The organism is Myxococcus sp. CA056, assembly GCF_013336715.1.
Lineage (GTDB): Bacteria > Myxococcota > Myxococcia > Myxococcales > Myxococcaceae > Myxococcus > Myxococcus llanfairpwllgwyngyllgogerychwyrndrobwllllantysiliogogogochensis.
This window is the reverse complement of the sequence record NZ_JABUMT010000009.1, coordinates 27,703-47,157: the sequence shown is the minus strand read 5'-3', so window position 1 is coordinate 47,157 and position 19,455 is coordinate 27,703. Positions and strand designations below refer to the sequence as shown.

Below are 19,455 nucleotides of genomic sequence, written 5' to 3'. Positions count from 1 at the left end.
TCCGCCTCGGGCGTGTGTTTCCCCTCGCGGGAAAGCGACGCTCCTGTTGAACAACGCGTCACTTGTGCCGCCTGTGTCCCAGACCCCTGGCGTCCTTTTTTCGAGGCGTCGGTGAGGACCCGGTGGGGTGAAAGCGTGATACAGCCGGAGGCAACACGCGCACGCTCGCCAGCCGTGGCGGCCCTCGCGCGTCAGCCCGTGCCACACGCATGGGTGTGGAGGGTGACAGATGCAGTCGAGACGCGTCTCGCGATACCTGGTCGTGGTGGTTGGTTGTGCCCTGGTCGCCGCATGCGAGCAGAAGCAGGACCTGCCGGCTTCAGCGGAAGCGCTCGCTCTGGCTCGGGCCTACTTTCCGGAGCTGACCACGGAGGAGGCGCCGTCGAAGGTCTTCTCCTCCTCGGAGGTCCCCCTCACCGTCGCGGACTCCCGAGCTCTCACGTCGCGGCTCTCCGCGAGCGGGACGCTGGAGTTGACGACGCGGGGCCTGCTCTTCCGCGTCGAGCAGGGAGCTGGCGCCGATGACGCCGGTACCCTGCTTCGCGAGCGAGCGGTGTCCTTCGCGGGCCCGCGACACTTCTGGTTCCCGGTGGGTGATTCCGCCGAGGTGAGCCAGGGGTGGCGCTCCTCGCGGTTGGAGGAGGCCTGGGTGGTGGATGGCTCCGAGCCCCTCCACCGCGCGGAGTACCACGTCACGCTGCCCCCTTCGGTGACGCGCCTGCGGGATGTGGGCGAGTACGTGGAGTTCCTCGACACCGACGGGCAGCCGGTCCTGCGCTTCCACCCGTCCGAGGTGCGCGATGCGCGGGGCGAGTCCCGGCGTGGTGACACGCGCCTGTCGGGGGTTCGCGCGTCATCGCTCGCGAACGTGTTCGAGGTGGAGGGCCCTCGCGTGAGCCTCGTCACCGAAGTGGCGCTCGCCGGACTCACCGCGCCGCTGGTGGTGGACCCGGGCTGGTCGTCGACGGCCAGCATGGCGACCCCGAGGGCGCAGCACTCCTCGCTGCTCTTGACGGATGGCACGGTCCTCGTGGCCGGCGGGGTCAACAGGCTGGGCTTCGTGACCACCGCGGAGCGGTTCGACCCGGAGCGCGGGACCTGGGCGTCCGCCGCGGGCCCCGGCATCCAGGGCAATATCGCGGTGGGCGTGATGCTGCCCACGGGACGGGCGCTGGTGATGACGGACGGCAGCCTGACGGGACGCATCTACGATGCCCAGACGAACACCTGGACCGCCACGGGCGCGATGGCCGCTTCGCGCAGCCTGCCAACGGCCACCGTGCTGCCCTCGGGCAAGGTGCTCGTCGCCGGTGGCTCCAACCTGGCGACCGCGGAGCTCTACGATGCCGCGACCAATACCTTCACCTCCACGGCTCCCATGGCGGTCATCCACCGTGCCCACACGGCCGTGCTGCTGAGGAATGGACGGGTGCTGGTGATGAGCGGCTTCAGCAATCTCATCCCGGGCGAGGTCCCCGAATCCGAGCTGTATGACCCCGTCTCCGAGACCTGGTCTCTCGCGGCGCCTGCCCTGGTCCCCCGGCACTACGCGACGGGGACGCAGCTTCCGGATGGCCGGGTGCTGCTCGCGGGCGGCTTCACGGCCGGAGGGGTCACCACCCATGCGGAGCTCTATGACCCGGCGGCCAACACCTGGACCGCCACGGGAGCTCTCACCCATCCGCGCAATGGCCACACCGCCACGCTGCTGCCCAACGGCAAGGTGCTCGTCCAGGGGGGCGCGGACGCGGCCCGCAACACGCAGACTGTCTCGGAGCTGTATGACCCCGCGACGGGGACCTGGAGCCCGGCCGGGGCGTTGGCGGTGGGGCGTGAGAACATGGTGGCGACGCTGCTGCCCACGGGGCAGGTGCTGGTCAACGGTGGCTACGCCTCCAACCCGAGCCTCACCTTCTTCGCCAACGCCGACGTCTATGACGCGTCCAGCGATGTCTGGGCTCCCGCCGGCAATCTCGCGGCGGCTCGCGCTTCCAGGGCGGCCGTGTTGTTGCCCTCGGGGCAGGTGCTGGTGGCCGGAGGACGCGGCCCGGGCGGCGTGCTGGCGACGGCGGAGCGCTACACGCGCGCGAGCAACGCCTGGTCGCCCGCCGCTTCCCTGGCGACGGCGCGCGAGCGGGCCACGATGAGCCTGTTGCAGTCGGGCCGGGTGCTCGTCGTCGGCGGAGCCAATGGCGCGGGAGCGCAGGCCTCCGCCGAGCAGTATGACGCCACCGCCAACGCCTGGTCGGCCGCGGGCAACATGGCCACGGCCCGCGATGGCCACACCGCGACGGTGCTCGGCTCGGGCCGGGTGTTCGTGGTGGGCGGCGCGGGTGCGGCGACGGCGGAGTTGTATGACCCGGCGACCAATACCTGGAGCGGGGCCGCATCCGCCGCCACGCCTCGCTCGCGGCACGCCGCCGTGTTGCTGAACGACGGGCGTGTCCTCGTGGCGGGTGGTCAGAACGCGGGGGCGCTGTTGGCCACGGCGGAGCTGTATGACCCGACCACCAACACCTGGGCTCCAGCGGCGAGCCTCGCGCAGGGACGCGAGTCCTTCACGCTGACGGTGTTGTCCTCGGGCCGTGTGCTGGCGTCGGCGGGCACCACGCTCGCGGCGGAGCTGGCGTCGGCGGAGCTGTATGACCCGGTCTCCAACACCTGGACTCCGGCGGGCTCGCTCGCGGAGGCGCGGGCCTTCCACTCCGCGGTGCTGCTGCCGTCGGGCCGTGTGCTCGTCGCGGGAGGCCAGGGGCCGGGAGGCGCGGTGCGCGCCACGGCGGAGCTGTACGACGGCGCGACGAATACCTGGAAGCCCGCGACGAATCTCGCTGGGCCCAGGGCGCGCTTCGCCGCAGTGGTGCTGCCCACGAGCGAGGTGCTCGCGCTCGGGGGGCAGTCCGCGGCCAACGCGTGGCTGGCGAGCGCCGAGCTGTACGAAGACACGGGGGCGCAGCCCTCATGGCGTCCGGTGGTGACGGGGCCGGACGAGGTGACGCGCGCGTGCTCCGCCCGAATCACCGGCGCGCGGTTCCGAGGCATCTCCGGTGCCAGCTCGGGCGACTACAAGGACTCCTCGGCGGACTTCCCGCTGGCGCGGCTGCAAGGCGTGGAGGGAGGTCGGCTCTGGAGCCTGCCGGGGACGGACCTGTCCGCCACGGGCGCGACGGTGACCATTCCCGCCAGCGCGCCGCCTGGCACCTATGCGCTGTCCGTCTTCGCCAACGGGATTGGAAGCGGGCGACTGGTGACGGTGCTGGAGAACATCGCGCCGGTGGCGCAGGACCAGACGGTGGAAACGGGCTACGGAGTCCCGGTGAATGTGACCCTGGTGGCCACGGATACCGAGGTGGGGCCGCCGCTGACCTACGTCATCGTCACGCCTCCGGCGAACGGCACACTGAGCGGGACGCCTCCCGCCGTCACGTACACGCCGAATCCGGGCTACGTGGGGCCGGACAGCTTCACCTTCATGGCCCGGGACTGCGGCCTGGACAGCAACGTGGCCACGGTGACGGTGGGCGTGGTGGATGAAACGCCGCCGACCATCACCTGCCCGGCGGACCAGCAGGTGGAGGCGACGAGCCCGGCGGGCGCTGTCGTGACGTATCCCCCCGCCACCGCGACCGACGTCATCACCGGGAATCCGACGGTGACGTACGCACCGCCCTCGGGCGGCACGCTGCCATTGGGGATGACGACCGTCACGGCGACGGCGGAGGACGCGGCCGGCAATCAGGCGTCGTGCACGTTCCAGGTGACGGTGCGGGACACGACGCCTCCGACAGTCACCTGTCCGGTGAACATGGTGGTGGAGGCGACGGGCCCTTCGGGTGCCCCTGTGACCTATCCGGCGGCGACGGCGTCCGATGCGGTGACGGCCTCGCCCACGGTGACGTACTCACCGCCGTCGGGAAGCACCTTGCCGTTGGGGGATACGACCGTCACGGCGACGGCGGAGGACGCGGCGGGCAACCGGGCCACATGCACGTTCCTAGTGACGGTGCGAGACACGACGCCTCCGACAGTCACCTGTCCGGTGAACATGGTGGTGGAGGCGACGGACCCTTCGGGTGCCCCTGTGACCTATCCGGCGGCGACGGCGTCCGACGCGGTGACGGCCACGCCCACGGTGACGTACTCGCCGCCGTCGGGAAGCACCTTGCCGCTGGGAGATACGACCGTCACGGCGACGGCGGAGGACGCGGCGGGCAACCAGGCCACGTGTACGTTCCTGGTGACGGTGCGGGACACGACGCCTCCGACAGTCACCTGTCCGGTGAACATGGTGGTGGAGGCGGCGGACCCTTCGGGTGCCCCTGTGACCTATCCGGCGGCGACGGCGTCCGACGCGGTGACGGCCACGCCCACGGTGACGTACTCGCCGCCGTCGGGAAGCACCTTGCCGCTGGGAGATACGACCGTAACGGCGACGGCGGAAGACGCGGCGGGCAACCGGGCCACGTGCACGTTCCTGGTGACGGTGCGAGACACCCTTCCGCCCGTGCTGACGTGTCCGGGGAACCAGGTGGCGGAGGTGGGGACCGCGGTGACCTATCCGGCGGCGACGGCGTCCGACGCGGTGACGGCCTCGCCCACGGTGACGTACTCGCCTCCGTCGGGAAGCACCTTGCCGCTGGGGGATACGACGGTCACGGTGACGGCGGAAGACGCGGCGGGCAACCGGGCCACGTGCACGTTCCTGGTGACGGTGCGAGACACGGTTCCGCCCGTGCTGACGTGTCCTGGGAATCAGGTGGCGGAGGCGGGGACCGCGGTGACCTATCCGCCGGCCACGGCCTCCGACGTGGGGAGCACCCCGCTGGTGACGTACTCACCGCCGTCGGGAAGCATCTTGCCGCTGGGGGACACGACGGTCACGGTGACGGCGGAAGACGCGGCGGGCAACCGGGCCACGTGTACGTTCCTGGTGACGGTGCGAGACACGCTTTCGCCCGTGCTCACCTGTCCCGCGGACCCGGTGGTGGAGGCCCAGGACGCTTCGGGCGCCGTGGTGACCTATGAACCCGCGACCGTGACGGATGGGGGGGCGGCGGACCCGGTGGTGGCCTACTCAGCGCCGTCGGGAAGCACCTTCCCGTTGGGAGTGACGACGGTCACGGTGACGGCGGACGATGCGGCGGGCAACCGGGCCACGTGTACGTTCCAGGTGACGGTGCGGGACACGACGGCCCCGACGTTGAGCTGCCCGGAAAACCTCCAGGTGGCCTCGGACGAGCCGGGGGGCGCGCAGGTGACGTACACGCTGCCCACGGCGACGGACTCCGTCTCCGGGCTGGCGACCGTCACCGCGTCGCCGGAGTCCGGCTCGCGCTTCTCTTCGGGACAGACGCGCGTCACCGTCACGGCCACGGATGCCGCGGGGAACACGGCGCAGTGCTCGTTCGAGGTCTCCGTCCAGGCTCGGTTGATCTCGATTGCCGGAGGAGGCTGTCAGTCCACGGGCGGCGGTGGAGACGCGGTGCTGGTCGTGTTGTCGGTCCTCGCCGTCTGGGCGGGCCGTCGTCGCGGCCGGGAGCGAGTCGCCCCGTGAGCCTCTTGAATCCTCTCATTCGACTCTTCAGCTTGAAGGACCTTCCCTTGCGTGAATTGGCACGGACTGGTGTGCTCGTCGCGGCCCTGGCCGCCACAACCGCCTCGGCGCAGGCACTCTCCAGCCCCCTGGTCGCGTTCGATGCGGAGCGCTTGCGTCTGAGCGCCGCCGCCACGGACTCACTGATGGTGGACACGGGCCGGGTGCTCTCCGAGGGGGGCTTTCGGCTCAGCCTCCTCGCCAACTACGAGCGCGGCATCCTCGTGTTGGAGGGCAGTGATGGGAGCGAGCACTCCATCATCCATTACAGGACCTCGGCCTGGCTCATGGGCGCGTGGTCTCCGGTGGACCGGTTGGAGGTCTCCGCCAGATTGCCCGTCATCATCTCGCAGGGCGGGCATGGGGCGAACAGGCTGGCGGGTGTCGCGGAGCCCTCGTCCTCGGGGCTCGGCACGCCCGAGGTGGGGGCGCGCTATTCGCTGCTGCGGCGCGAGGAAGGCGCGCCGTTGTCCCTGGCGGTGGGGCTCGACGTGGGGCTCCCGGGTGGACGGGCGAGCGCCTTCGGACGTCAGGAGCACTGGGCGGGCCTCCAGTTCTCGCCCCGGGTCTCCCTGGGGCGCGAGGTGGGCATGTTCGCGCTCGGCGCGAGCGTGGGCGCGCGGGTGAGGTCCACGGAAGTGGAGCCGGGCCGCGACGTGGGCACGGAGCTGGAGCAGTCCGTGGTGGTGGCGACCCGGGGTGACGGCCTGCGCGGCGAAATCGCCCTGCAGGTGGCGGAGTCGTTGGTGCATCCGGACGTTGCCGTGGAGCTGCTCGGAGGCGTGCGGCTGCCCATTGGCATGGGCTTCGAGCTGAACGCGCTCGCCGGGCATGGCTTCACGGATATCCCAGGGACGCCCTCGTGGCGCGTGGGCGCGGGAATCGCGTGGGCGCACAACCCGGCGGCTCGCGAGGATGTCTGCAAGGGCGGACGCACGCACACGCCTGAGCAGTGCCCCGACTCCGATGATGACGGTGACTCCGTGCCCAACAAGTCGGACCGTTGCCCGCTGGAGGCGGGGTCGCCCGACAACGCGGGTTGCCCCGACCGCGACTCGGATGGCGATGGCGTCGTCGACCGGCTGGACAAGTGCCCGAACGAGGCTGGGAGCGCGGAGACGAGCGGCTGCCCTGACTCGGACGGCGATGGCGTGCCGGATTCCGAGGACAAGTGCCCGAACGAGAAGGGCACCGTGGAGAACCAGGGCTGCCCCGCGCCCGCGACGGACACGGATGGTGACGGCGTGCCGGATGAGTCCGACAAGTGCCCGGAGGAGAAGGGCACCGCGGAGAACCAGGGTTGCCCCGCGCCGGTGGCGGCGACGGACACGGATGGCGACGGCGTGCCGGATGACTCCGACAAGTGCCCGAGTGAGAAGGGCTCCGTGGAGAACGAAGGCTGCCCCGCCCCCAAGGACACGGATGGGGACGGCGTGCCGGACGACTCCGACAAGTGCCCGAAGGAGAAGGGCACCGTGGAGAACGAGGGTTGCCCCGAGCCGGCGAAGGCGCCGACGGAGGAGCGGCTCTCGCTGGCGGACCGTCGCGTCACCTTCCCGGTGGGGACGTCCGAGATTCAGGGCGAGGGCGCGAAGGTGCTCGACGAGATTGCCGAGCAACTGAAGGCGCGGCCCAAAGTCGCGGTGCGCATCGAGGGGCACACGGACAACACCGGTCCCGAGGACCTCAACCGCACCTTGAGTCAGGACCGCGCGGAGGCCGTGCGCGCCTACCTCATCCGCCGAGGTGTCGACGGCTCGCGACTGGAGGCCCGGGGTTACGGTCCGACCCAGCCCATCGCGACGAACGACACGCTGGAAGGACGCAGCGAGAACCGCCGCGTGGAGTTCGTCATCAAGCGGTGAGTCTGTGTGCTCGGAGTCGCGGGGCCACGTGCCCCGCGACCCGTTGAGGCCGAGCAGGCCAGGCACTGCTCGGCCCCAGCGGACCGTGAGGAGGCGGGGATGGACCGGTTGGACGTCATGCGGCTGTTCACGCGCATCGTGGAGCGCCGCAGCTTCACGGGGGCCGCTCAGGACCTGGAGCTCCCGCGCTCGACGGCCACGCAATCCATCAAGCAACTGGAGGCCCGGCTGGGCGTGCGACTGCTCCAGCGCACGACACGCCATGTCCGGCCCACGCTGGATGGCGAGGCCTACTATCGGCGCTGTGTCACCATCCTGGGAGAGGTGGAGGATGCCGACTCCGCCTTCAGCGGCGCAAAGCCGAAGGGACAGCTCCGCGTCGACGTCCACGGCACCCTGGCGCGGCACTTCGTCCTGCCGGCGCTGCCCTCGTTCCTGGCCGAATACCCGGACCTGAAGCTCCACCTTGGCGAAGGAGACCGGCTGGTCGACCTGGTGCGGGAAGGCATCGACTGCGTCCTGCGCGTGGGCGACCTCCAGGACAGCGCCATGGTGGGGCGGCGCGTGGCGCTGCTCAAGGAGGTCACCTGCGCGAGCCCCGCCTATCTGGCCCGGCACGGGACACCCACCCGGCTGGAGGAACTCGAGGGCCACGTGGCGGTGGGCTTCATCTCGTCGGCCACGGGGTCGATGATTCCCCTGGAGTTCATGGTCGACGGCGCGCCGAGAAACGTCACCCTCCCGGCGACTGTCACCGTCACGGGGGCGGAGACCTACGCGTCGGCGGCGAAGCTCGGGCTCGGGTTGATTCAACTGCCGCGCTACCACGTGGAGAGCGAGCTGCTCGCGGGGACGCTCGTGGAGCTGCTGCCTGAACATCCCCCGTCGCCCACGCCCGTCTCGTTGCTCTATCCGCGGAGCCGCCAGCTGTCGCCCCGGGTGCGCGTCTTCATCGACTGGCTCACGCGGGTGTTCGCCAACGCTTCCTCGGTGGCGCTCGCCGTCGAATAGGTCTGCTTCAGCCCGGCGCGCGCAAGGTCTTCAAGGCCCGGGACCATGCGAGCACTTCGTCCAGCAGCGTGTGCAGCGCGGCCTCCTGGGCGGGCGCGGGCGACCAGTTGCCCGGGTCGGTGAACAGCGCGACGTCGGTGTACTTCGACAACGACACCTGCGCGCGCACGGTGGCGACCTTCACCTCGGCCAGCGTCGTGCGCAGATGCTCCACCGCGCGGACGCCTCCGAGTCCCCCGTAGCTCACGAACCCCGCGGCCTTGTCGTTCCACTCGGCATAGAGGAAGTCGATGGCGTTCTTCAGCGCGGCGGGGAATGAGTGGTTGTACTCCGGCGTGACGAACACGAAGCCGTCGAACGCGCCCACCGTGGCGGCCCACTTCCGGGTGTGCGCGTGGCGGTAGTCCCCGCGAATGGCGGGGATGGGCTCATCCAGCAGCGGCAGGTCGTGGTCCGCCAGGTCGACGAGCTCCAGGGTCGCGTCCCCCGCCACGACGGCGGCATGCCGTTGTCCGGCGGCATGGACCCAGCGGGCGACGACCTCCGCCCTGCGTCCGGGGCGGGTGCTTCCAATGACGATGCCGAGCCGGGTCAACTTCAGCCTCCCTTGATGCGTGCGCGAGAACGGGCGCCAGGGTACAACGTACGTTGTACTGAGTAAAACGATGGTTGTACCCGTGCAAAAGGAACGAACATGCCCCGAGCAGACCGGACGAAGCCGCGTGGAGGGCAGGGGGACAAGCGTCAGGCCCTCCTGATGGGGGCGCTGACGGTCTTCGCTCGGGACGGCTACACCCGCGCCAGCATCGACATGATTGCCGACGAGGCGGGTGTGTCCACGCGTACGCTCTACAACCACTTCCAGGACAAGGCGCGGCTGTTCCAGGCCGTCATCCAGGAGAGCGCGTCACGGGTCGCCGAGGCGCAGACGGCCCTCCTGGACAGGCACCTGCGAAAAGTCACGAACCTGGAAACGGACCTCATCGAACTCGCCCTGGCCTGGGGGACACCGATGCCGGACTCCGCCGAACATTTCGCCCTGGTGCGACAGGTCAACGCGGAGGCGGGCCATATCCCCGCGCCCGCAATCAAGGCGTGGCGCGAGGCCGGGCCGCTCCAGGTCCGCCGGGAGCTCGCCCGCCACCTGCGACGGTTGGCGGACGAGGAACTCTTGCGAGTCGAGGACCCGGAGCGCGCGGCCCTCCACTTCACCCGCCTGGTCTCCGTCCCAGGCCCCTATGACGGAGGGCTCACGCTCACCAGGAAGGAGCGCGCCGAGCACGTGGCGTCCGGTGTCCGGGTCTTCCTGTATGGCTACGGCCGCTGAGGCGCGGGGAAGCCGCGCTCCCGCATCAAGGCGTCCAGGCTCGCCTCCCGCCCCCGGAAGGCGCGGTAGCCCTCGAACGGGTCCACGGTGTTGCCCACGGACAGGATGTGCTCGCGAAGCCTCGCGGCCACCTTCGGGTCATAGGCACCGCCAGCCTCGGTGAACGCCTCGAAGGCATCCGCCGACAGCATTTCCGCCCACAGGTACATGTAGTAGCCGGCCGCGTACCCGTTGCTGGCGAAGACATGCCCGAAGTGGGGCAACCGGCTGCGCATGCCGACCTCTTCCGGCGCGCCAATCTGGCGGAGCACGTCGCGCTCGAACGTGTCGGGGTTGATGCGGCGGGCACCCGCGAGGTGCAGCTTCATCTCGACGAGCGCGGAGGTCAGGTAGTCCACCGTGTAGAAGCCCTGATTGAACGTCGCGGCCTTCTGGATGCGGGCCACCAGGTCCTCGGGCATCGGCTTGCCCGTCACGTGGTGCACGGCGAACCGGCTGAGCACCTCCGGAGTGGACAGCCAGTGCTCGAACAGCTCGGCGGGAAACTCCCCGAAGTCGCGCACCACGCGGCCACCTCCGAGCGTCGGGTACGTCACGCTCGCGCTCAGGGAGTGCAGCGCGTGGCCGAACTCGTGGAAGAGCGTCAGCGCGTCGCGCCAACCCAGCAGCGCGACTCCTCCGGGCCCCGGCTTCACGAAGGGCATGCTGATGGCCACCAGGCCCGTCACCTCGCTCCGGAAGCGCTCCTGCACGCGGTACGTCTCGGTCTGCCCGCCGTTGTACTTGCCCGGCCTCGCGTAGGGGTCGAAGTACAACAGCCCCAGGGGCTTCCCGCTCGTGCGCTCCTTTACCGCGAAGACGCTTACGTCCGGGTGGTAGACGGGCACGTCCGGCGCGGGAGTGAAGGTGTAGCCGAACAGCTCGCCGGCGGCCCAGAACATGCCGTCCCGCAGGGAGTCGAGTCGCAGGTACGGCTTCACCTCGGTGTCGTCGAGGTCGTACTTCGCCTTGCGCACCTTCTCCGCGTAGTAGCGGTAGTCCCAGGGGGCGATGGTCTCCGGCTGTCCGTCGCGCCGGGCAATCTCCTGCATCGCCGCGACTTCCTCGCGCACGCGGGCGACGGCGGGCGTCCACATCTGCTCCAGCAGTCGCATCGCGCGCTCGGGCGTCTTGACCATGGACGTCGCGAGCTGCCGGTGGGCGTGGGTGGGGAAGCCCAGGAGCTTCGCCTGCTCGGCGCGCGCGGCGAGTATCTGGGTGATGACGCCGTTGTTGTCGTGGGAATCTCCATGGTCCCCCCGGCTGTCGTAGTTGCGCCACACCTTCTCGCGCAGCTCGCGGCGGTCCGAATAGGTGAGGAAGTCCGCCACCGCCGAGCGCGTGTTGGCCACGGCCCACTGGCCCTTCTTCCCGCGCGCCTCCGCCTCCGTGGCGGCGGCCTTGCGCAGCGGCTCCGGCAGGCCCGCCAGGTCGGCTTCCGTTTCCAGGAGGGTGAAGCGCTTCTCGTCGGCGAGCACGTTCTGGTTGAACGTCGTGTAGAGCGTGGCGAGCTGCTGGTTGAGCGCGGTGAAGCGCTTGCCGGCCGCCGCGCCCAGGTTCGCGCCGGAGCGGACGTAGACGTCGTGGTAGTGCGCGACGAGCCGCCGCTGCTCGGGCGTCAGCTTCGCCTTCGCGGCCGAGTCGTGGACGGCCTTGATGCGCCGGAAGAGGCGACGGTTCTGGGTGCTCTCGTCCCAGAACGCGGCCAGCCGGGGCGCCATCTCGCGCTCGATGACCTGATACTCAGGCGTGTTCACGAACGAGGACCACGCGTTGTAGACCTCGAAGACGCGAGTGAAGCCCCGGCCCGTGTCCTCCAGCGCGGCGATGGTGTTCTCGAACGTGGGCGGCTCGGTCGAGTCCGCGACCCGCGCCACTTCACGCCGCTCCTGCTCCATCGCTTCCTCGAGCGCGGGACGGAACTCCTCCAGCTTCACCCGGTCGAACGGAGGCGCTCCGCCGTGAGGTCCGGACCAGGGCGCGAGCAGGGTGGCGCCCTTGCCGGGAGGGGTTTCAGGAGCGGCGACGGCCGCGCCCGCCAGCAGGACAACGAGTGCTCCAATTCGGTATCGTGTCATTGACACAGAATAAGAGGCAGCTTCGGGTCGCATCCATCGAATGAAATTCGTCCAGGAACCCCAGATGACCCCCCTCGACCGAATTGTTCGCACGATTCTGGAGGCCCTCCAGAACAATGCACGGCTGTCCAACAAGGCGCTCGCCGCGCAGGTGGGGCTCGCGCCCTCTTCCTGCCTCGCGCGCGTGAAGCGGCTGGAGACGGAAGGCATCATCCAGGGCTACCGCGCGGAGCTCAACGTGCGCTCCATGGGATTGGGTCTTCAGGCGCTGATCGCCGTGCAGTTGCGCCAGCACGTGGACGAGGCCTTCGGCAACATCGGTGACCACCTGCGCTCGTTGCCGGAAACGGTGGCTGTCTATTGCCTGGGCGGGACGACGGACTTCCTGGTGCACGTGGTGTGTCGCGACACCGAGCACCTGCGGGTGCTGACCATCCAGTCCTTCACCAACCGTCCCGAGGTGAGCCGCATCGAGACGTCACTGGTGTTCTCCTTCACGCGACTGGGCGTGCCCGTCGACAAGGGCGCCTGACAGGGCGGGATTACTCGTCCAGCTCCGCGCGCGAGCGGCTTCGGGGCTCCAGTCCCAGGGCAATCTCCTTCAGCTCGAAGGTCAGCTCCCGGATGGGAAACGGCCGCACGTTGCCGAGGACAATCACCGTCAGCTGGTCCTCGGTGTAGTGGTGGAGGTTGGAGAGGAACCCATCCATGGAGCCGCCGTGCCGCACCAGCACGCCGCGCTCCTTGCTGCCGGGCCTCCGCTGGTACTGCTGAATCCGGAAGCCGTAGCCGTAGTAGCCGAGCGCGCGACTCTCTCCCGTGAAGAGGCGCTTCTTGCTCGGAGCGGACACCAGCCCCGAACCGAAGAGCGCCTGGTCCCAGGCGTACAGGTCATCTACCGTCGAATAGATGTCTCCGGAGCCCAGGGCATAGGAGACGTTGTTCTCGTCGCGCGAAACGCCCAGCAGCTCCTTCGCGTAGCCGAAGGCCCGCTTGGGCGGAACGTTCGTGCTCCGCTCGATGCCCGAGTCCGTCATCCCGAGCGGCCCGAACGTCTTCTCCTGGAGCACCTCCGCGTAGCGCTTGCCCGTGACGGCTTCGATGATGAGGGCCGCGAGGTGGTAGTTCAGGTTGGAGTACTCGTGTTTCGCTCCGGGCTTGAACGAGACGCGCGCGGTGTTGATGAGCCGCAGGATTTCCGCCGAGGAGACATCGGTCTCTGATTCACGCTCCACCAGCGAGTCCAGATGCGTGGGCAGGCCGGACTGGTGCTTGAGCAGCAGGTGGAGCGTCAGGCTCTTGCCCAGGTCCGCGCGGAGCTTCGGCAGATAGCGGGAGATGGGGACGTTCAGGTCCAGCGTGCCCGCGTCCACCAACTGCATGACCGTCACGGCGGTGAAGGACTTGGTCAGCGAGCCAATCAGGAACTGGGAGTCGACCTGGTTTGAGCGCCGGCCCTTCTCGTCCGCCAGGCCGTAGGCGGCGCGATGAAGCACCTTCCCGTCCTTCGCGACGAGCACCGCGCCTCGGAAGCCCTCCTTGTCGACATAGGACTGGAGGTGGGCGTCCAGCTTCGCGGAGACGGAGGCCTGGGGTGCGCCTGGCGCCTGGGAGGCGAAGCACGCGACGGCGAGAAGCGAGAGGAGCGGGGCGTGGGAGGACATGTCGGGCGTGGGCCTTAGTTGTTGGACCAGATGACGGAGGCAATCTTCCAGCCGGTGCCCGTATTCACCAGGTGCCAGCTCTCCTGGCCGCGATTGATGACGCGCTCGCCCAGGTGGAAGGTGAATTCGAAGGAGACCGAGGCGATGGTTCCGTCCGTGTCGATGCGGACGTTGGTGAACTTCTCCTCGCTACGCTCCGCGTCCGCCACGATTTCATCGATGAACGTCGTCGGGTTCTGCCGTGCATCGAGCTTGAGCCGGGTGGCCTTGGGGTTCTTCTGGAGGCGGCGCTTCAGGAGCTCCTCTCCATCGACGGACTGCCACGTGGCGTCCTCGCGCAGGAACAAGCCGAGGAACTTCTTCCGGTCCTTCTGGATGATGGCCTCGCGGAAGTCGTCGACCACGGCGGTGATTTGTTGCCGGGCGACGGCGGTGTCCTTGGGCTTCTCCTCCGCGAAGGCGGGCAGGGACACAAGGCAGGTGAGCAGCAGGAGCGACAGCTTCACGAAGGACTCCGAGGCGAGGTGGCGGGGTGTGTTCGCGCGGCCGGCCAGCAACCCGGGCACTTCGCGATTATTCCGCCGCATGGCCTCATGAAGCAGGAACGGCCCGGCCTGAACGAGCGCCGGGCCATCCCTGTCCACGCGTCAGCGACGCGCCCGCCTCACTCGCAGGGGTTGCCGTTCAGCGTGCAGTTGAAGGGCTGTCCGAGTCCGATGGTCGTGAAGCCGAACTCCTTGCTCGCGCCCGCCTTGATGGTGGTGTTGTGGCTGACGGGAAGGAACGTGTAGTGGTCCCCGTTGCGCGTCATCGTGGAGGAGAACGGGCTCTGCGCAATCGTCCCGGCCGGCAGGTCGAACTCCAACTGCCACCCGGTGACGTTCACCGTGCCCAGGTTCTCCACCGTGTAGCGGCCCGTGTAGCCATTGGCCCAGGAAGAGCTCACGGCGAAGTGGGCGACGAGCCCGGAGGGCGCGGGCGGAGCCGTGGTCGCGATGACCGGGGCGCTCGGCGCCGACACGTTGCCCGCTGCATCCCTCGCGGTGGCGGTGAAGGTGTACGCCGTGGCCGGGCTCAACCCCAGCAACGTCACGCCCAGGCCCGTCGTGGTGGCGGCCACGTTGCCGCCGAGCCAGACGGAGTAGCCGGAGACGCCCCGGTCGTCGGTCGCCGCGTCCCAGGCCAGGGTGACGCTCGTGGAGGTCACCGCCGTCACGCGGAGGTTGGAAGGCGCGCTCGGAGGGGTGGTGTCCGGAGGCGGCGGCGCACCGACGCTGATGAGGAACAGCGAGGGCGCGGTGTCCGTCCGCGTGGTGTCCACGCCATGGCCACCGGAGTAGTCGAGCGTCTCCGCGTGTGCCCAGTCGGCGATGGGTGTCCCGTTGATGTCCAGGTGCTTGTACGCCGCGCCCGACCAGCCGAACTGGTAGATGCGCGAGGGCTCCGAATAGAAGTCGGCGTAGGGGGACGTGTCGGTGCCCACCTGCTTGCGCAGGACGTTGTTGAAGAAGACGTTCTGCGGCCCCGTGGCGCCGGACCACTTCACGGCCTTCTTCCCGGCGCCCCACCAGATGGGATACCAGTTGGAGTCATCCGGGCCGCCGCCCCCTTCCTCTCCGCAGTGGGAGCTGCAGTTGCCGGAGCGGTGCGCGTACGGAACCGTGCTGATGTTGCGCTCGAAGAGGTTTCGTCGCTCCCAGCCGCCGTGCAGGTTGAGGTCGGAGTCGAAGTCATTGCCGATGACGACGTTGCCGGACGCGGACCACTGGAAGGTGAAGTGCCGCAGGTTGCGGGACGTGTTGCCGGCGTACAGCGAGTCCCAGACGCGGGAGCCTCGGAAGTAGCCGTTGCCGCCCTTGCCCTTGTTCCATGCGCCGTCGAGCACGTTGTCGACAATCTGGAGGTTCTTCGCCTCCTCCGTGACGATGGGATGCGAGCCCGTCATCTCCGCGCGGATGCCCCTCACCCACGAGTCCGCGACCCACTTGAAGACGATGCCGTGCATCTCGTACGCGGGCGCCAGGTTGCCGTAGTTGTGGAGCGCGGCCGAGGCGCTCACTCCCGGCACCTCCTGCGTGAAGTACAGGTTCTCGATGCCCACGCCGACGATGGGGTCGACGAGCGGGGCCGCCTTGGAGTCGTACACCGAGCCGTCGATGGCGGTGGACCCGTCCGAGGTCGACGTCACCGGGACGTCGTATTCGAGCGGCTTGTCCAGGGTGAGCGTCTTGTTGCCCGTGTCGACGGCGGCGATGCGGAAGAGCTGCTGACGCATGTGCAGGTTGGACAGCGCGTGCTGGGTGGGCAGCGCCTGCTGCTCGGCGTAGAAGGCCCGTGAGTTGGCGGCGCGGATGTTGACGAGCCTGCCCACGGCCAGCGCGGCGGAGTTCGCCGCCAGGTACACCACGGTGTCGCCCGCGCGCGCGGCGAAGCCGGTGTCACCCGGCTTCACGCGGAGCTTCACGCCGACCTTCCAGTGGACATTCACGGTGCCCTCGAAGATGTCCGCCCGGTTGGGAGGCGCCGTCTGGTAGTCGTCGTTCTCGTCCTCGTTGTACGAGGTGTGGACGCCGCGCGACTGCACGCGGAACAGGCCTCGTCCTGGCCACAGCCAGCCGCCCTTGCCCTCCCCGTGCGTCATGCCGTCCTCGTCCCAGTCGCCACCGTCCGACGTCAGGGTGTCGTAGCGGGTGTTCACATCGGGGCGGAACACCAGCTTCGTGCCCGTCACCGGCGAGGAGCCCGCGCCACGGATGATGAGGTAGCTGGCGTCCACGCCCAGCTGTCGGGACACGTCGAGCTGGCCCGCGGGAAGTGAGAGCAGGGAGAGCTTCGTGTACGAGGCGCTGGGGGTGCACGCCGTGCGCAGGTGGTCGATGGCGGCCTGCAGACCCGTGGTGTCGTCCACGCCATCGTTGGGGAGCACGCCGTAGGTCGTCGCCAGCTCCGCCGGAGTCACCCGGCACGTGGCGTCCGGATTGATGTCCCCTTCACCCGGGAGGTTCTGCCCGCCCCGGTAGCCCGCCTTGGACCAGTCCGGCAGCCCGGAGATGGGCGCCCTGCGATTCGCCGGCGACAGGTCAAGCACTGTCTGCGCCCAGGTCGGCGTCGAGCCCAGGACCGCCACAGAGGAAAACGTCAACAACACCAACCGGAGCAAGCCGGTTCTTCGAGTGAGCATGAACAACTCCAGTCTTGGGTGTCCGCGTGGCAGGTGTTGCGCCACTGATACGGATTTATCCAAGACTAGTCAGATATGCTCGGATAACAGCTCTAGCCCGTCCGGCGTCCGGACGGCCAGAAAGGTCCTACACCCATGAAGCCCTCCTCGCTGCGTGCCGCGCTCTGTGTGTTGTCCGCCGTCGCCGCTCCCTCCGCCTTCGCGTGGGGCAGCACCTATTCCATCCCCTTGTTCGAGTCTCGGATGACGGCGGCCCGTGCGAGTGGAAGCACGGGTGGGACGACGGTGATTCGCTCGGAAGTGAAGACCGCGCTGGAGGCGTTCCTCAGCTCCGACGACGGGCAGACGGACGCCGCCGAGTACGCCTATCTCGCGGGCAAGGTCGCCAGCCCCACGTTCCTCACGGGCATCGACACCTCGGCCCGGGACTACCTGTTCCGCTATCACGAGCTGAATGACGGGGCGGCGACCACGTCACCGCTGGACGTGGCCTCGCCGGCCCAGACGCCCGCGCAGATTTTCGGCGCGAGCGGCCGGCTGGCGAGCAACGCGTGGATTCAGGAGGGTGGAATCCCCGAGGGCGAAGGTGTGGCGAACCAGACCACGCTCCAGTGGACCTACTACGGCTACTTCGGTCCGCAGTCGTCCACCTTCGCGCCCGTCACGTACGCGGAGCTGAGCGCGAGGCTCGGCTCGACGATTTTCGGCCAGGCGCCGAGCGCGGCCGAGGTCAACGGCGCGCTCGCCTGGCTGAGCGCGCACGCGGGCACTGGAGCCCGCTACTACGTCGCGTCCTGGCATGACTCGTACGGCCGCACGGGCCCCGGGGACATCGGCGGCTATGTGGTGGCGTCCGTCAACAACACGCGAGACTCCGTCCGCTACATCGAGGTGATGACCTGGTCGGATTAGCGACTCAGGCGACGGCCACATAGGCGGCGACGGCGACCATGCAGGCGCCGAACGTCCACCCCTGGATGCGCAGGGCGCGCTCGGAGCGGAAGCGTCCCAGGATGAGCTTCCCTCCGTAAATCCAGGGGAAGTGGCACGCCACGCAGACGACGAGGAAGGCCGCGGTGAGCTGCGCGGCCTGCGAGAGCAGGGCTCCCGCCGGGTTCAGGAACTGGGAGAACATCACCAGGACCATCGAGTGAATCTTGGGGTTGAGGGCCACCGTGAGGAGGCCCTCGACGAAGCCGAGCCGCTCCGGTTCGTCCTCCGCTCCGGAGGGCGAGCTGGAGGCACGGAAGAAGCCCCACGCGAGGTAGAGCAGGTACACGACGCCGCACCAGCGCAGCACGTGGTGCAGCGAGGGAATCCCATGCAGCACCCGGCCCAGCCCCAGTCCGTAGAGCAGGCAGAGGGCGACATTGGCCGCTTCGAAGCCCGTCCAGAACGGCAGCGAGCCCCGGATGCCGAAGCGTCCGCCCGCGGTGGCGAGCACCGTGTTGCCGGGCCCGGGGCTGAACACCATCGGCACGGTGTAGCCCAGGAACATCACCCACACTTCAGCGGGAATCATGGCGAAAGCCCCCACGCGCCCTCGTGGTGGTGATGGGGCGCGAGCAGGGACACAAACTCCATTTCGAGCCGAGCACCCAGCGAGCTATCCTCGCGCGCTCGATAAAGGGAGCTCATCGAGCATGCGCCGCATTCCACCGCTCGGCGCCCTTCGTGCCTTCGAGGCCGGGGCGCGGCACTTGAGCTTCACCCGCGCCGCCACGGAGTTGCGTGTCACCCAGGCGGCCATCAGCCACCAGGTGCGCCAACTGGAGGACTGGCTCGGCGTCTCGCTCTTCGAGCGCCGGGGACATGCGCTGACGTTGACGACGAAGGGCAAGGCGTATCTGCGCGAGCTGACGCCCGTGTTCGAGCGACTGTCGGAAGCGACCACGCGCCTGTACGAGGCGGAGCAGGGGCCCCTGCGGCTCACCGTGCTGCCCTCGTTCGCTTCGTCCTGGCTCCTGCCGCGCCTGGAGGGATTTCGCCGGCTCCATCCCGACATCGAGCTTCACCTGAGCAGCGTGTCCGAGCTGTGGGACTTCCTCGACGACCGCTTCGACGTGGGCATCCGCTCCGGGCTGGGACGGTGGACGGGACTGAAGGCGGAGCAGCTCGCGCCGGAGGTGCTCGCGCCCGTGTGCAGCCCGGCCCTCGCCAGGAAGCTGCGCGCGCCGTCGGACCTGGGGAAGGTGCGCCTCCTCCATGACACGCCGAAGGACGGGTGGCGCCGCTGGCTCGATGCCGCTGGCGTTGACGGCGTGGACACCGGGAAGGGCTTCGCGTTCAACGATGCCGGGCTCGTGCTTCAGGCCGCACGGCAGGGTGATGGCGTGGCGCTCGGGCGATTGCTGCTCGCCGCGGATGACCTGAAGGCGGGGCGGCTGGTGCGGCCCTTCGCGACGGTCCTCCCCAACGACTTCGGCTACTGGCTGGTCCACCCCCGGCCGCTGTCGAGCCGGAGGGACGTCGTCGCGTTCAAGACGTGGCTGCTCGCCGAGGCCCAGGCCACCTCGAAGGCATTGGGGCTGGTGCCCGAGGTCGCGCGGAGGCGGGAGTAGACCTCGTCGTGCTCGGTTACCCTCCCTCGGAGGAAGTGACCCTGCACCTCGAAAAGACATCTTCCGTTGTTGCTGTCATGGGGTTGCTGGTGCCCCTGGCCGTGCCTGGAGGCGTGAGGAGACTCAGCGCATCCCG

13 protein-coding genes are annotated in these 19,455 nt (G+C 69.2%); 7 read left to right on the top strand and 6 right to left on the bottom strand.

What is annotated here, in order from left to right; translation table 11 throughout:
- Window positions 1-229: 229 nt before the first annotated feature.
- The 3 genes from HUA76_RS29700 to HUA76_RS29695 all read left to right on the top strand — a co-directional run bounded on the left by HUA76_RS29700 (window position 230) and on the right by HUA76_RS29695 (window position 8,469).
- Window positions 230-5,554: an HYR domain-containing protein gene (locus HUA76_RS29700; protein ID WP_254614569.1), complete on the top strand. Its 5,325-nt coding sequence runs from the start codon at window positions 230-232 to the stop codon at window positions 5,552-5,554.
- Window positions 5,555-5,610: 56 nt separating this feature from the next.
- Complete coding sequence (locus tag HUA76_RS45705) at window positions 5,611-7,458, top strand: OmpA family protein (protein WP_254614568.1); 1,848 nt, start codon at window positions 5,611-5,613, stop codon at window positions 7,456-7,458.
- Window positions 7,459-7,557: 99 nt separating this feature from the next.
- Window positions 7,558-8,469, top strand: coding sequence for a LysR family transcriptional regulator (locus HUA76_RS29695; protein ID WP_174462727.1), 912 nt, complete (start codon window positions 7,558-7,560; stop codon window positions 8,467-8,469).
- A gap of 7 nt (window positions 8,470-8,476) precedes the next feature.
- Here the strand turns inward: HUA76_RS29695 and HUA76_RS29690 are convergent, their stop codons facing one another.
- Window positions 8,477-9,064, bottom strand: coding sequence for an NADPH-dependent FMN reductase (locus HUA76_RS29690; protein WP_174462726.1), 588 nt, complete (start codon window positions 9,062-9,064; stop codon window positions 8,477-8,479).
- A gap of 99 nt (window positions 9,065-9,163) precedes the next feature.
- Between HUA76_RS29690 and HUA76_RS29685 the strand changes: the two genes are divergently transcribed.
- On the top strand, window positions 9,164-9,796 hold the full coding sequence (locus HUA76_RS29685; protein ID WP_174462725.1) for a TetR/AcrR family transcriptional regulator: 633 nt from the start codon (window positions 9,164-9,166) through the stop codon (window positions 9,794-9,796).
- On the opposite strand, the gene HUA76_RS29680 is transcribed toward HUA76_RS29685, so the two are convergent.
- On the bottom strand, window positions 9,784-11,913 hold the full coding sequence (locus HUA76_RS29680; protein ID WP_174462724.1) for a M3 family metallopeptidase: 2,130 nt from the start codon (window positions 11,911-11,913) through the stop codon (window positions 9,784-9,786). The genes HUA76_RS29685 and HUA76_RS29680 overlap by 13 nt on opposite strands.
- Before the next feature lie 64 nt (window positions 11,914-11,977).
- Between HUA76_RS29680 and HUA76_RS29675 the strand changes: the two genes are divergently transcribed.
- Complete coding sequence (locus HUA76_RS29675) at window positions 11,978-12,445, top strand: Lrp/AsnC family transcriptional regulator (RefSeq protein ID WP_174462723.1); 468 nt, start codon at window positions 11,978-11,980, stop codon at window positions 12,443-12,445.
- Between the two features lie 10 nt (window positions 12,446-12,455).
- Here the strand turns inward: HUA76_RS29675 and HUA76_RS29670 are convergent, their stop codons facing one another.
- From HUA76_RS29670 to HUA76_RS29660, 3 genes are all read right to left on the bottom strand, one after another.
- Window positions 12,456-13,577 carry a serine hydrolase gene (locus tag HUA76_RS29670; protein WP_174462722.1) on the bottom strand — a complete coding sequence of 374 codons (1,122 nt, stop codon included), beginning with the start codon at window positions 13,575-13,577 and terminating at the stop codon, window positions 12,456-12,458.
- Window positions 13,578-13,591: 14 nt separating this feature from the next.
- A complete protein-coding gene (locus HUA76_RS29665; protein ID WP_217440404.1) occupies window positions 13,592-14,164 on the bottom strand; it encodes a nuclear transport factor 2 family protein in 573 nt (190 codons plus the stop codon).
- 77 nt (window positions 14,165-14,241) lie between these two features.
- On the bottom strand, window positions 14,242-16,758 hold the full coding sequence (locus HUA76_RS29660) for a cellulose binding domain-containing protein (protein WP_174456385.1): 2,517 nt from the start codon (window positions 16,756-16,758) through the stop codon (window positions 14,242-14,244).
- A gap of 135 nt (window positions 16,759-16,893) precedes the next feature.
- Here HUA76_RS29660 and HUA76_RS29655 point away from each other — a divergent pair, with 135 nt between their 5' ends.
- Entirely contained in the window at window positions 16,894-17,670 is a 777-nt protein-coding gene (locus HUA76_RS29655; RefSeq protein ID WP_174462721.1) for a hypothetical protein, read from the top strand.
- A 4-nt stretch (window positions 17,671-17,674) separates the two neighbouring features.
- Here HUA76_RS29655 and HUA76_RS29650 read toward each other — a convergent pair whose 3' ends face one another.
- On the bottom strand, window positions 17,675-18,280 hold the full coding sequence (locus HUA76_RS29650) for a LysE family translocator (RefSeq protein WP_174462720.1): 606 nt from the start codon (window positions 18,278-18,280) through the stop codon (window positions 17,675-17,677).
- Between the two features lie 121 nt (window positions 18,281-18,401).
- Here HUA76_RS29650 and gcvA point away from each other — a divergent pair, with 121 nt between their 5' ends.
- Window positions 18,402-19,319: a transcriptional regulator GcvA gene (gene gcvA, locus HUA76_RS29645; protein WP_174462719.1), complete on the top strand. Its 918-nt coding sequence runs from the start codon at window positions 18,402-18,404 to the stop codon at window positions 19,317-19,319.
- Window positions 19,320-19,455: the final 136 nt, after the last annotated feature.